The organism is Kitasatospora sp. NPDC058965 (genome assembly GCF_042741245.1).
Lineage (GTDB): Bacteria > Actinomycetota > Actinomycetes > Streptomycetales > Streptomycetaceae > Kitasatospora.
On record NZ_JBHYKG010000097.1, the window covers coordinates 1 to 12,501 of the forward strand.

General features: G+C 75.1%; 11 protein-coding genes. 3 read left to right on the forward strand and 8 right to left on the reverse strand.

The window, feature by feature from the left end; all coding sequences use genetic code 11:
• Positions 1–78: 78 nt before the first annotated feature.
• The 4 genes from ACFW1A_RS18045 to ACFW1A_RS18060 all read right to left on the reverse strand — a co-directional run bounded on the left by ACFW1A_RS18045 (position 79) and on the right by ACFW1A_RS18060 (position 4,527).
• Positions 79–2,136, reverse strand: a complete 2,058-nt coding sequence (locus tag ACFW1A_RS18045; RefSeq protein WP_380410073.1) for a phosphocholine-specific phospholipase C — start codon at positions 2,134–2,136, stop codon at positions 79–81.
• A 166-nt stretch (positions 2,137–2,302) separates the two neighbouring features.
• Positions 2,303–2,857, reverse strand: coding sequence for a 1,4-alpha-glucan branching protein (locus ACFW1A_RS18050; protein WP_380410074.1), 555 nt, complete (start codon positions 2,855–2,857; stop codon positions 2,303–2,305).
• A gap of 67 nt (positions 2,858–2,924) precedes the next feature.
• Positions 2,925–3,821: a PfkB family carbohydrate kinase gene (locus ACFW1A_RS18055; protein ID WP_380410075.1), complete on the reverse strand. Its 897-nt coding sequence runs from the start codon at positions 3,819–3,821 to the stop codon at positions 2,925–2,927.
• A 67-nt stretch (positions 3,822–3,888) separates the two neighbouring features.
• Positions 3,889–4,527, reverse strand: coding sequence for a GNAT family N-acetyltransferase (locus ACFW1A_RS18060; RefSeq protein WP_380410076.1), 639 nt, complete (start codon positions 4,525–4,527; stop codon positions 3,889–3,891).
• 100 nt (positions 4,528–4,627) lie between these two features.
• On the opposite strand from ACFW1A_RS18060, the gene ACFW1A_RS18065 reads away from it, so the two are divergent.
• Together ACFW1A_RS18065 and ACFW1A_RS18070 are read left to right on the forward strand one after the other, a co-directional pair.
• Positions 4,628–4,855 carry a DUF6296 family protein gene (locus ACFW1A_RS18065; protein WP_380410077.1) on the forward strand — a complete coding sequence of 76 codons (228 nt, stop codon included), beginning with the start codon at positions 4,628–4,630 and terminating at the stop codon, positions 4,853–4,855.
• Positions 4,856–4,905: 50 nt separating this feature from the next.
• On the forward strand, positions 4,906–5,508 hold the full coding sequence (locus tag ACFW1A_RS18070; RefSeq protein WP_380410078.1) for an NAD(P)H-dependent oxidoreductase: 603 nt from the start codon (positions 4,906–4,908) through the stop codon (positions 5,506–5,508).
• Between the two features lie 70 nt (positions 5,509–5,578).
• On the opposite strand, the gene ACFW1A_RS18075 is transcribed toward ACFW1A_RS18070, so the two are convergent.
• The 3 genes from ACFW1A_RS18075 to fusA form a co-directional block, all read right to left on the reverse strand.
• Complete coding sequence (locus ACFW1A_RS18075; protein WP_380410079.1) at positions 5,579–6,457, reverse strand: hypothetical protein; 879 nt, start codon at positions 6,455–6,457, stop codon at positions 5,579–5,581.
• Between the two features lie 100 nt (positions 6,458–6,557).
• On the reverse strand, positions 6,558–6,770 hold the full coding sequence (locus tag ACFW1A_RS18080; protein WP_380410080.1) for a hypothetical protein: 213 nt from the start codon (positions 6,768–6,770) through the stop codon (positions 6,558–6,560).
• 106 nt (positions 6,771–6,876) lie between these two features.
• The gene (gene fusA, locus ACFW1A_RS18085) at positions 6,877–8,928 is read right to left on the reverse strand and encodes an elongation factor G (protein ID WP_380410081.1); all 2,052 of its coding nucleotides are present in this window, start codon (positions 8,926–8,928) and stop codon (positions 6,877–6,879) included.
• Positions 8,929–9,280: 352 nt separating this feature from the next.
• Here fusA and ACFW1A_RS18090 point away from each other — a divergent pair, with 352 nt between their 5' ends.
• Positions 9,281–9,796 (forward strand): DinB family protein, encoded by a 516-nt coding sequence (locus ACFW1A_RS18090; RefSeq protein ID WP_380410082.1) that lies wholly within the window; start codon positions 9,281–9,283, stop codon positions 9,794–9,796.
• Positions 9,797–9,870: 74 nt separating this feature from the next.
• Here the strand turns inward: ACFW1A_RS18090 and ACFW1A_RS18095 are convergent, their stop codons facing one another.
• Complete coding sequence (locus tag ACFW1A_RS18095; protein WP_380410096.1) at positions 9,871–12,468, reverse strand: SpoIIE family protein phosphatase; 2,598 nt, start codon at positions 12,466–12,468, stop codon at positions 9,871–9,873.
• Positions 12,469–12,501 lie beyond the last annotated feature (33 nt).

The window sequence follows — 12,501 nt, forward strand, 5'->3', positions numbered from 1 at the left end:
GCCCTCACACCGGCGGCCCAAGGCGGACCGCCGGCCGCACGCCACCCGTCCGGCCGTGACCGCCCCCCCGCGACGGGATCAGCCGCTGATGCTGGCCGAGCCGGTCTCGATGTGCCCCATGGCGCGCCGGCTCCAGGACGGGTCGCTGCTCACCGTGACGGTGAAGTCGTACCAGCCGTTGCAGATCGCCACGTTGTTGAAGAAGTCGGAGGTCGAGGCCCCCGGGGCGACCTGGTAGGTCCAGGAGCCGCTGCGGTAGTAGTTCGAGGTGACGGTGAAGGTCACCGTGCTGCTGCCGGTGTTGGTCATGGTGAACCAGACCGCCCCCTTGCCGGTGTCCGGCGCCGGCGCGTACGAGGTGGTGGCCTCGGCGGTCTTGCCGGCCCCGTTGGCGTTGCCGGTGAAGCGGCGCAGGAAGCGGTTGGGGCCCACGCAGGTGAGGTCGTACTGGCCCTCGCCGAAGCCGGCACCCACGTTGAAGAAGTCGCTGGTGCTGCCGTCGGTGCCGTTGGCGGCCGGGGCCACCGTGTACTGCCACGGGCCGCCGCTGCGGTAGGCGTTCGCGTAGATCGAGTAGTGCGCCCAGGCGGTGGCCTGCGGGCCCTGGTTGGCCATGTCGATCCAGAGCAGCACCTTGCCGTTGGCGTCGTACTCGATCCGGTCCACCCAGGCGTTGGGCTGGTACGGCAGCGCGCGGGCCGGCTTGGTCCCCGCCTCCTGGGCGGGCATCGCGTTGGTGCCCGGGCTCGGGTTGATCTGCAGGTTGGCGGTGGCCTGGCTGATGGTGGCGCTGGTGTCGGGCAGCGCGGGCAGGCCGTAGACCGGGTTGGCGAAGTCGAAGGCGCCGGTCAGGTCGCCGCAGACCTGGCGGCGCCAGGTGCTGATGTTGGGGCAGACGGCCGGGGTGCCGAGCGCCGCGGTCCAGGTCTCCAGGAACCGGATCACGCTGGTGTGGTCGTAGACCTGCGAGTCGACCCAACCGCCGCGGGTCCACGGCGAGGCGATGACCATCGGGACCCGGAAGCCCAGGCCGATGTTGGTGCCGTTGTAGAACTCCCCGGCGGTGCCGGCCGGCGCGGCCGGCGGCGGCACGTGGTCGAAGAAGCCGTCGTTCTCGTCGTAGTTGAGGAACAGCGCGGTGGAGTTGAAGGTGTCCGGGTTGGCGGCCAGCGCCTGCAGCACCAGGTTGATGAAGTGCGCGCCGTTCTCCGGCGGTCCGTCCGGGTGCTCGGAGAAGAGCTGGTTGGAGACCACCCAGGAGACCTGCGGCAGCGTGCCGGCCACCGAGTCGGCGCGGATCGCGGCCGCGATGTCGTCCGGCGTGGAGCCGGTGGACGGCACCGATCCCATCCCGCGCTGCGCCAGCGGGCTGCCGCTCGCCGCGCCGGTGAACTGGTTGAAGTAGGCCAGCGCGTTGTCGCCGAAGTTGTCGGAGGCGTTCTGGTAGACCTTCCAGCTGACGCCGGCGTTCTGCAGCGCCTCGGCGTAGGTCTGCCAGTGCAGGCCCTTCTCGTCGCCGCCGTCGTAGGCCGGGCCGCCCGCGGTGCCGGCCGGGTCGATGGTGCCGGACCACAGGTAGGTGCGGTTCGGGCCGGTCGCCGACAGGATCGAGCAGTGGTAGGCGTCGCAGATGGTGTAGGCGTCGGCCAGCGCGTAGTGGAACGGGATGTCCGACCGGTTCATGAAGCCCATGGTCCGGTCCGAGCCCTTGGCCGAGATCCAGGAGTCCATTCTGCCGTTGTTCCAGGCGCTGTGCTGGGTGCCCCAGGAGTGGTCGAGCGAGCCGTCGCACTGCGCCAGCTGCTCCTTGCTCACCCCCCACCACCAGGTGCTGGTGGCGCTCAGCTGCCACGGGTACTGCCGGCCGCTGCCGTTGGGCTGGTTGAAGACGTTGTAGCCGCCGGAGAGCTGGATGGTGGCGCGGTCGCCGAACCCGCGCACGCCCTTCAGCGCGCCGAAGTAGTGGTCGAAGCTGCGGTTCTCCTGCATCAGCACCACGACGTGCTTGACGTCGCGGATCGTCCCGGTGGTGGCCGCGCTCGCGCGGGCTGCGGTACCGGGCAGGGCGTCCAGGCCGACAGCCGCGCCGAGGGCGGCGGCGGAGCCGAGGAAGGTACGACGAGTGACGGGGGTCACGGATGCCTCCGGGAAGAAAGCTGTACAACTCCAGCGCCGGAGACTCTGCGACACATAGGTGTCAACTGTCCAGTAACAATGTGGCGTCAAGATGAAGGCAAGACAACCGTTGCTGGACCCGATGTCAGCAGGGGCCGGCGCACCGCCCGCCCCTGCTGACGGTCCGTCAGTCCGTGTCCGCGCCGGTCAGCACGGCGAACACGGCCCGGCCGGCGGTGCCGTCGGCCCGCTGCCAGCCGGCCGTGACCCGGCCCCGCACCCCGGCGGGGTCCGGCTCGCCGAGCACCCGGTGGACCCGCAGCTCACCGCCCTCGGCGGGCTCGACCTGCACGGTCGGGTCCGGGGTGTCCGACTCGCTCTGCGCCTGGGCGACCGTGCGGCCGGCCAGCAGCTCGCGCAACTGCGCGAGCAGCACCGGGTCCTGCGTCCCGTCGTAGACCCAGCGGGTGCCCAGCACGCCGTGCTCGGTGGTCCCGATCAGCGCGGCGTCGGCGCCGGCCAGCGGGGCGCCCCGGTAGGTCATCGGCACCAGGTACGCCTCCGACCCCTCGGTGACCACCATGAACTCGATCCCCACCTCCCCCGCCGGGTCGTCCAGCCGGAACCCGCCGGACCTGGCCGGTTCCGCCCCGGTCCCGCGGTACCACGGCTGCTTCGGCAGCCACGCGGCGATCAACTCCAGCTTGGTCGGTGTCAGCGTCGTGTGGTGGATGACGGCCATGCCACTCCTGTCCCCGTACGGTCGGATGTTCTGCCGGCGAACCTATCCCAGGGCCGGCGACGGACCGTCAGCAGCCCGCGCCGGCCGCCACCTGCGCGCGGGTGGCGAACGCCGCCCGGGTGGCGGGCACCGTACAGGCGAAGGCCCCGGCCCGGGCGCCGTACTCCGCGCAGCGGGCCGGCGGCTCGCCGTTCAGCCAGCCGTACAGGAAGCCGCAGGCGAAGGCGTCGCCGGCGCCGTTGGAGTCCACCACCGGGGCGGGCGGCTCGACCGGGGGGACGTGGCGGACGGTGCCGTCGACCAGCAGGTGGGCGCCGGCCGCGCCGGCCGTGGCCACCACCGCCCGGGCCCGCCCGTAGCCGGCGATCCGGCGCATGGTCGCCTCGGGGTCGGCGAGCGCGGCGGCGGACAGGAAGACCAGGTCGGCCTGGCGGGCGAAGTCCTCGTGGTACGGGTTCCGGCCGTCCCAGTCGTGCAGGTCGGTGGAGACGGTGGCACCGGCCCCGCGCAGCACCGGGAGCGCGTCGGCGCACGGGTGGCTGATCGACACGTGGACGTGCCGGCCGGCCCGGGCCAGCTCGGCCACCACCGGTCCGGGCAGGCTGTCGGGCGCGCCGCCCCGGGAGCCGTCGTAGAGCGAGAGGCGACGGCCGTCGGGGCCCACCAGGTTGACGGCGCGTTTGGTGCCGCCGGGGTGCGGCAGGGCGGTCAGCGGCACCCCGTGCTCCCGGTGCAGGGCGCGGACCAGCTCGCCCTCCGGGTCGTCGCCGAGCAGGTCCAGGTGGTGCACCCGCAGGCCCAGCGCGTGCAGGCCGAGCGCGACCATGTCCCCGGTCTGGCCGGCCCTGGTCACGATGCCCGGGACCAGGTAGCTGTCGGCGTACGGGAGCGGCAGTTCCGGCACGTGGACGATGGTGTCCACCCCTGCCCCGCCCAGGACCAGCACGTCGTACTCGGCGCGCATGGGGCGCCCCCTCTCCGCTGTCGGCCGGCCGAGTCAAGCAGGCGGGAGAGCGCGGGTGCAAGAACTTTCAGAAACTTCCCGCAAGATCCTCCGGGTCGGTGCCCCGACCGAAGTAGGTCAGCTCGCCGGCGTCCGGGACCGGGATCTCGTGGAAGCTCAGGCGGCGGTAGAAGGCACCGGCCGGGGTGTTGGCGGTGAGCATGCCGAGGTGGACCCGGTCGGCGCCGCGCTCCCGCAGCGCGGCCAGCAGGGTGGCCATCAGCTCCCGCCCGTAGCCGACCCGCTGATGGCTCGGCAGCAGGTCGATGTGCAGGTGCGCGGGGTAGTCCGCGAGGGCCGGCACCAGCATCCGCTCCGGGGTGTGCAGCAGCTCGGCCATCTGCTCGCTCGGCGTCCGCGGCGCGCCGGCCGGCCTGGGCAGCCGCTCGGCCACCCGGGGCAGCCACTCGCCCCGGAACCGGCGAACGAACTCCCCGGTGTCCGCGGCGCCGAGGACGTAGCCGACCGCCCGCTCCCCGTCGTCGACCACGAACGCGAGGCCGGGCTCCAGCACGGCGTACGGCTCGGCGAAGATGCTGGGCAGCAGCTCCGGGTCCGGGTACACCTCGCGCGAGTCCCCGCCCGCCAACCCGGTGCGCACGCAGATGTCGGCCAGCGCCGCGCGGTCGGTGGGGCGGTAGGGACGGATGATCGCTCTGTTGGCCATGCGCCGAGCATAGCCAGATGGGAGCGCTTCCACAGCTGCTTCCCGCACCCGGCCCCGACCCGCCGTATCCTGAGCGGGGGTGTACGGAGGAGGCAGCAGGATGGGCACCGGCAAGCGGTACGAACTCACCTTCGGGGCCGCCCGGCTGCCCGGTGACGTCGTGGTGGTCGCCGCCACCGGCGCCACCGGCCCGGGCGGGCACCCGGTCTACGCCGACCCGACCGGCATCGTGCGCGCCGAGATCAGCGAGCGCGGCGAGGTCCGGATGCTGGCCAGCGGCGGCGAGCAGGACCTGCGCACCCCGGTGCGGGTCCGACTGTTGGCCTGAGCGCCGCGGGCCGTAGCATCGGTGGGCAACCACGCGGGGGAGGCGGGCACGTGCAGCGGATCGGGGTCTACCTGGCGCACCCGCGCCCCGGCAGCTTCAACCACGCGCTGTTCGAGGCCGTGGTCGACGAACTGCGCGGCCGCGGCTGCGAGGTGCGGGCCCACGACCTGTACGCCGCCGGCTTCGCCCCGCTGCTCACCGCGGCCGAGACCGGCACGGTGACCGCCGCCGACACTCCCGATGACCCCCAACTCGCCCTGCACCGCGCCGAGGTGGCCACCCTGGACGCGCTGGTGCTGATCCACCCCAACTGGTGGGGCATGCCGCCCGCCGTACTGGTCGGCTGGGTGCAGCGGGTCCTGGTGCCCGGCGTCGCCTACAAGCTCGGCACCGCCGACGGCGAGCCGGCCGGCCTGCTCCGGGCCGGGCGGGCCCTGGTGCTCAACACCTCGGACACGCCCGGGGCCCGGGAGCGCGCCGAGTTCGGCGACCCGCTGGAGCGGATCTGGGCGGCCTGCGTGCTGCCGTACGTCGGCGTCACCGACGTACGGCGCACGGTCTTCCGCACCGTGACCGACTCCCCCGCCGCCGACCGGGCCGACTGGCTGCGGCAGGCCCGGGAGCAGGCGGCCGCGCTGCTCGACCCCGGCTGAGCGGCGCGGCCCACGTCTGCGGTCGACCCGCGGACCCCGGACCCGGGGCTCCGGGCTCCGGGCTCCGGGGTCAGTCCTTGGCCTTCGCGCGCCCCACGCCCGCCGCGAAGACGCCGCCCGGGAACGCCCCGTTGGCCACGCTCGCCGCCGTCAGCTTGCCCGCCAGCTCGGTGAGCCGGGCCACCCCGGCCTCGCCCAGCGCGCGGTAGGGGGCCGCGGCCAGCCGGTCGGTGCGGTCCTCGATCTGCTGGCGCAACTGCTCGCCGGCCTCGGTCAGCTCGCCCGCCGCGTCCAGCAGCCCGCGCCCGCGCAGCCGCTCCTCCCCCGCGGCCCACTCCTGCTCGCTCCACCCCCGGGTGGCCCGCGCCGCCTCCGGCAGGAACCCCTTCCCGGTCGCAGTGTGGCTGATCAGTGCCTCCAGGCCGTCCAACTCGGCGTCCAGCAGCGCGGCCAGGTGCCCGTCGCCGCGGTGCTCGCGCAGCAGCGTGGCCGCCCACCACAGCGCCGCCCCCGGCTCCTCGGGGACCGGCTGGTCCGCGTGCGCGGCGTACAGCGGCCGACCGGGCGCCGTGCAGGCCCCGGCGGCCCGCAGCGCCAGTTCGGCCGCCTCCGCGAGCTCGGCCGAGGCCAGCAGCTCCGCCCCCAGCGTCCGCTGCTGCGCCGCCGCCACCGCGCGCAGCCGGGCCGCCAGCACCGCCTCGGGCGCCGCGATCTCCCAGAGCGCGGGCAGGTGCCGGGCGACCAGCTCCGGGCTGTAGTTGTAGAACGTGCCCACCACCGCCCCGGGCCCGATCCGCCCCATCGCGGCCGCCCGCCCGGCGAAGTAGCTCATCGCCCCGCGCGAGAGCCCCAGCGCGGTGAACTCCGCCTGGGCCTCCGGCGCGAAGTAGATCATCGAGTGCAGCGGGTTGAGGACGTTGTAGCAACGCCTACCGGCAAGTAGCATCATGCGGCTCACCGTACTCGCCGCAACCCCGGGCGACTACGGCCTGCGGCGGACTCGGCCCCGCGATTGCGCGCCAACAGCCCACCGGTCGGCGCCGAATGACTCAGGCACGGCCGCCCACCAGGCCCGCGGCACCGTCCTTGGCCGTGGTCACCACCAGGTCCGGTACCCGTTCGGTCATCGGGCGGGCCGCCTCCGCGGGCGTGGGGGCGGGGCCGCCGAGGCTCTCGGCCGTGGCGGCCGGTGCGCCGGCCAGCACGGCGAGGGCGGCGGTCACCGCCGCGGCCGCCATCCGGGTTCCCGTGGTCAGCGTCATGCGCTGACCAACGAGCCGGGACCGCCCGCGTGGCGGTGCGACCCCCGAACGGCCCAACGCGGACCGGGCGGGCCCCCGGGCTCGTGCCCGGGGACCCGCCCCTTCGTCACCGCTCCGCCGGCGCCGGGGCGTAGCCCGCCGGGCGGGTGGTGAACGTGCCGCGCCCCTGGGTGCGGCTGCGCAACCGGGTCGCGTAGCCGAAGAGTTCGGCCAGCGGGACCGTGGCGGTGACCACGGCGGTGCCCGAGCGGACCGCCTGGTCGGTGACCCGGCCCCGGCGGGCCGCGAGGTCGCCGAGCACCGAGCCCACGGACTCCTCCGGGACCGTCACCGTCACCTCCGCGACCGGCTCCAGCAGCACCATCACGCACCGCCGCAGCGCCTCCCGCAGGCCGTTGCGCCCGGCCGTGCGGAACGCGAGCTCCGAGGAGTCCTTCGGATGGGTCGCCCCGTCCGTCAGCACCACCCGCAGCCCGGTCACCTGGTGGCCGCCCAGCGGGCCGTCCAGCAGCGCGTCCCGGCAGCCCGCCTCGACGGCGCGCACGTACTCCGCCGGGACCCGCCCGCCGGTGACCGTCGAGGCGAAGGCGAACTCCCCGTCCTGCCACGGCTCGACGTCCAGCACCAGGTGCGCGAACTGGCCCGCCCCGCCGTCCTGCTTGACGTGCCGGTGCACCACGCCGCCGACGCCACGGCCGACCGTCTCCCGGTAGGAGACCTTCGGCCGACCCACCGTCAGCTCGGGCCCGCCGGCCTGGCGCAGCTTCTCCACCGCCACCTCCAGGTGCAGCTCGCCCATGCCGGAGAGCACGGTCTGGCCGGTCTCCGGATCGGTCCGCACGACCAGCGACGGGTCCTCCTCGGCGAGCCGGGCCAGCGCGGTCGTCAGCTTGTCGCTGTCGGTGCGCCGCCGGGCCTCCACCGCGACCGTCACCACCGGGTCCGCCACGGTCGGCGGCTCCAGCAGCAGCGGCGCGCCGGGGGCGCAGAGCGTCGCGCCGGTCCGGGCGGCCTTGAGCCCGATCACCGCGACGATGTCCCCGGCCACGGCCAGGTCGACCTCGAAGTGCCGGTCGGCCTGCACCCGCAGGATCCGCCCGATCCGCTCGGTGCGCCGGGCGCCCGAGTCGAACACGCTCTCTCCCTTCCGCACCGTGCCGGAGTAGACCCGCAGGTAGGTCAGCCGGCCGGTGGCCGACTGGTGGACCTTGAAGACCAGCCCGGCGAACGGCGCCGCCGGGTCGGCCGGGCGCTCCTCGTCCCGGCCGTCCAGGGTGCCGCGCACCGCCGGCAGGTCCAGCGGCGACGGCAGGTACGCCACCACCGCGGCCAGCAACGGCTCGACGCCCCGGTTGCGGTAGGCCGATCCGCACAGCACCACCACGCCCTCGCCGGTGCGGGTCAGGTCGCGCAGCGCCGCCGTCAACGCGGCGGGTGCCAGGGTGCCGGTGGCCGCGTACTCCTCCAGCGCCTCGGGGTGCAGCTCGGCCACGGCCTCCACCAGCGCCGCCCGCCGCCGCTCGGCCTCGGCCAGCAGCGCCGCGGGCACCGGGCCCTCGACGGGTTCGCCGCCGTCGGGCCAGCTCAGCGCCCGCATCCCGACCAGGTCGACCACGCCCGTGAAGGCGTCCTCGGCCCCGATCGGCAGCTGGACCACCAGCGGTGCGGGGTGCAGCCGTTCGCGGATCGAGCGGACCGCGCGGTCCAGGTCGGCGCCGGTCCGGTCGAGCTTGTTGACGAAGGCGATCCGCGGCACGCCGTGCCGGTCCGCCTGCCGCCAGACCGACTCGCTCTGCGGCTCCACCCCGGCCACCGCGTCGAAGACCGCGACGGCGCCGTCCAGCACCCGCAGCGAGCGCTCGACCTCGTCGGCGAAGTCGACGTGGCCGGGCGTGTCGATCAGGTTGATCCGGTGCCCGTCCCAGGCGCAGCTGACCGCGGCGGCGAAGATGGTGATGCCGCGTTGGCGCTCCTGCGGGTCGAAGTCGGTGACGGTGGTGCCGTCGTGGACCTCGCCGCGCTTGTGCGTGGTGCCGGTGGCGAACAGGATCCGCTCGGTCAGGGTGGTCTTGCCCGCGTCCACGTGGGCGAGGATGCCCAGGTTGCGCACGGTGGCGGTGTCGGCGGGGGCGGTGGTGCGGAGCAGGTCGGTGCGCATGGCCCGAGGCCTTTCGGGGTGGAACGGAGAGTGGGCGGCGCGATTGCCGCGGTTCCCCGGCTCGGCGTCAGTCGGCTGACGCGCGCTCAGCGGGTCGCGGTGCTCCGGTGCCGGCCGCGCAGCGGGCACCGGGCGACCCCGGACACCAGGATCACCTCGAACCGGGACGCGGGGACGACGGCAGCGGTGTGCGCACGCATCGCCGTCTCCTCTCGCTCGTTCCGGTGGGGCGCCACAATTCGCCTGTGGCGCACGGTCGTCGGCGAGTCTAGAGAGCCCCGGCGCGGCGCGGCCACCGGTTTTCGGCGCGGGCGCGAAGATCGGGTCAGCGCCCCCTACGGAAGGACCGCCCATGACCGCCGCGAGCGCCAAGCTGCTGATCGACTCCTTCGAGCGGGTCCGGGAGGTGGTGGCCGAGGTGCTGGACGGGTTGACCGAGGAGGAGCTGGGCTGGCGCGGCGCGGACGGGCGGACCAACCCGATCGGCTGGCTGGTCTGGCACCTGACCCGGGTCCAGGACATCCAGGTCGCGGCGGTGGCCGAGCTGCCCGAGGTCTGGCGGGCCCAGGGCTGGCAGCGCGCCTTCGCACTGCCGTACCCGGCCGGTGCCAGCGGCTACGGCCACTCCGGCGCCGACGTGGGCCGGTTCACCGCCACCGCCGAGCAGTTGGCCGGCTACCACGGGGCGACCCACCGGCAGACCGTGGCGTACCTGGCCGGCCTGCACGAGCGGGACTACGCGCGCGTGGTGGACGATGCCTGGGACCCGCCGGTCACCCTGGGCGTGCGGCTGGTCTCGACGCTCTCCGACGACCTGCAGCACGCCGGCCAGGCCGCCCTGGTCCGCGGCGCCCTGCCGCGCGGCTGACCGGGGGCGACCCGGGCCGCGGGACAGCGGCCCGCACCGGGGCCGCGGCCCGGCTCAGGGCCGAGCAGCCCGGCTCAGGGCAGCGGCTGCTCGGCCCAGATCACCTTGCCGGCCCTGGTGTACCTGGTCCCCCAGCGCTCGGCCAGCTGGGCCACCATGAAGAGCCCGCGCCCGCCCTCGTCCGTGCTGGCCGCGTAGCGCAGGTGCGGGGCGGTGCTGCTGGCGTCCCAGACCTCGCAGATCAGCACCCGGTCCAGCAGCAGCCGCACCTGGATCGGCTCGCCGGCGTACCGGATCGCGTTGGTGAGCAGCTCACTGAGGATCAGCTCGGTCGCGAAGGCCAGGTCCGCCAGCCCCCACCCGGCCAGCCGCTCGCTCACCTCGCGCCGCACCCCGGCCACCGCCGCCGGGTCGGCCGCCACCACCCAGCGGGCCACCCGCGACTCGGCCAGCACCCGGGTGCGGGCCACCAGCAGGGCGATGTCGTCGCTCTGGTGCGGGGGCATCAGGGTGGCCAGCACGCTCTCGCAGGTGGCCTCCGGCTCGGGCTCGGCCCGCTCCAGCGCCCGCCGCAGCCGGTCCAGGCCCTCGTCGATGTCGCGCAGCCGGTCCTCCACCAGGCCGTCGGTGTAGAGCACCAGCCGACTGCCCTCGGCCAGTTGGAACTCGGCGGCGGTGAACGGCAGCCCGCCCACCCCGAGCGGCGGGCCGGCCGGCACCGCCAGGAACTCCACGCTGCCGTCGGGGCGCACCACGGCGGGCGGCGGGTGGCCGGCCCGGGCGATCACGCAGCTGCGCTCCACCGGGTCGTAGACGGCGAACAGGCAGCTGGCGCCGATCACGCCGGCCCCCGCGTCGTCCCCGTCGCCCGGGCCGCGCTCCAGGTCCAGCCGGTTGACCACGTCGTCCAGGTGGCTGAGCAGCTCGTCGGGCGGCAGGTCCAGGGTGGCGAAGGTGTGCACGGCGGTGCGCAGCCGGCCCATGGTGGCCGCCGCGTGCAGGCCGTGCCCGACCACGTCGCCGACCACCAGGGCGACCCGGGCGCCGGGCACCGGGATCACGTCGAACCAGTCGCCGCTCACCCCCGCCTGGGCGGGCAGGTACCGGTAGGCGACCTCCAGTGCCTCCTGCTCGGGCAGCCGGCGCGGCAGCAGGAACCGCTGCAGCGTGGTGGCCATGGCGTGCTCGCGGGCGTACCGGCGGGAGTTGTCGATCGCGACGGCGGCCCGCGCGCCCAGCTCCACGGCCAGCGCCAGGTCCTCCTCGTCGAACGGCTCCGGCCGCTCGGACCGCCAGAACATCACGGTGCCCAGCCGCACCCCGCGCGCCCTGAGCGGGATCCGCAGCAGCGAGTGGACGCCGAACGCGAGCACCTGCTGGGCCCGCTCCCGGTCCTGGTCCTGCCAGGACCGGGCGGTGCGCAGGTCGCGCTCCAGGGTGGGCCGGCCGCTGTCCAGGGTGCGCGCCCACGGGGTGCTGGGGACCACGTTGATCCGCTCGCCGACCGGGTAGAACGGCGGGTCGGGGCGGATCCCGCCGAGCGCGGCGCGGCGCACCCGGCCGGTGTCGCCCGGCCCGGGTTCGTCGCCGCGCAGCACCGACTCGGCCAGGTCCACGGTGACGTAGTCGGCGAAGCCGGGCACCGCGACCTGGGCGAGCTCCTCGGCGGTGCGCGAGACGTCCAGCGTGGTGCCGATCGCCACGGTGGCGTCGTAGAGCAGCCGCAGCCTCCGCTGGGCGGCCACCGCCTTGGCGGAGACGGCGTGCAGCTCGGTGGAGTCGCGCAGGGTGGCGACGGTGCCCGGCGGCCCGCCCGCGCGGCTGATCGGGCGCACGCTGACCAGCAGCAGCCGGTCGCCGCTGGCCAGCATCTCGTCGCTGGTCTCGCTGCCGGGGGCGAGCAGGGCGACGGCCGCCTCGGGCAGGCCGAGGTCCCCCAGCGCGCGGCCCTCGGCCTCGGGCGGCAGCGGCAGCAGCCGGCGGGCCTCGTCGTTGGCCAGCAGCAGCAGCCCGTCCGGGTCCAGGATCAGCACGCCCTCGCGCACCGCGTGCAGCACCGCGTCGTGGTGCTCGTACATCCGGGTCATCTCTTCCGGACCGAGCCCGTGGGTCTGGTGCCGCAGCCGGCGGCTGGCCAGCGCGGCCCCGGCGGTGGCCAGCGCCAGCGCGGCGGCGGAGGCGCCGAGCACCAGCGGCAGCTGGTGGTTGGCGACCCCGCTGATCTTGTCGATGGTGATGCCGGCCGAGACCTCGCCGACCACCACGTGGTTGGGCCCGTAGACCGGCACCACGGCCTGCACCAGCGGGCCGAGGGTGCCGTTGACCTGCTCCACCACCACGTGGCCCTGGGTGGCGGGCAGGTAGGTGCCGACGAACTTGTGCCCGATCCGGTCCGGGTTGGGGTGGGTGTACCGGATGCCGTCGGTGCTCAGCACCACCACGAAGTCGACGCCCGAGCCGACCCGGGCGGCCTCGGCGGGCCCCTGCAGCAGGGCGGTGGGGTTGGGCGAGGCGAGCGCGGGGACGATGCCCGGGGAGTTCGCGAAGGTCTGCGCCACGGCCAGCGAGCGGTTGCGCGCCTCCTGGCTGCTGTCGTGCTTGGACTGCAGCACCAGGGCCGTCACGGCGGCCACCACCAGCAGCAGGATCACCACGACCTGGAGCGCGAACATCTGACCCGCGACGCTGCGCAGGCCGCGGGTCCA

What these genes read in the sequence shown, in the direction of transcription:
- fusA (WP_380410081.1), bottom strand. Translation starts at nt 8,928, where the DNA reads ATGCGCACCGACCTGCTCCGCACCACCGCCCCCGCCGACACCGCCACC.
- ACFW1A_RS18055 (WP_380410075.1), bottom strand. Translation starts at nt 3,821, where the DNA reads ATGCGCGCCGAGTACGACGTGCTGGTCCTGGGCGGGGCAGGGGTGGAC.
- ACFW1A_RS18075 (WP_380410079.1), bottom strand. Translation starts at nt 6,457, where the DNA reads ATGATGCTACTTGCCGGTAGGCGTTGCTACAACGTCCTCAACCCGCTG.
- ACFW1A_RS18080 (WP_380410080.1), bottom strand. Translation starts at nt 6,770, where the DNA reads ATGACGCTGACCACGGGAACCCGGATGGCGGCCGCGGCGGTGACCGCC.
- ACFW1A_RS18065 (WP_380410077.1), top strand. Translation starts at nt 4,628, where the DNA reads ATGGGCACCGGCAAGCGGTACGAACTCACCTTCGGGGCCGCCCGGCTG.
- ACFW1A_RS18095 (WP_380410096.1), bottom strand. Translation starts at nt 12,468, where the DNA reads ATGTTCGCGCTCCAGGTCGTGGTGATCCTGCTGCTGGTGGTGGCCGCC.
- ACFW1A_RS18090 (WP_380410082.1), top strand. Translation starts at nt 9,281, where the DNA reads ATGACCGCCGCGAGCGCCAAGCTGCTGATCGACTCCTTCGAGCGGGTC.
- ACFW1A_RS18060 (WP_380410076.1), bottom strand. Translation starts at nt 4,527, where the DNA reads ATGGCCAACAGAGCGATCATCCGTCCCTACCGCCCCACCGACCGCGCG.
- ACFW1A_RS18050 (WP_380410074.1), bottom strand. Translation starts at nt 2,857, where the DNA reads ATGGCCGTCATCCACCACACGACGCTGACACCGACCAAGCTGGAGTTG.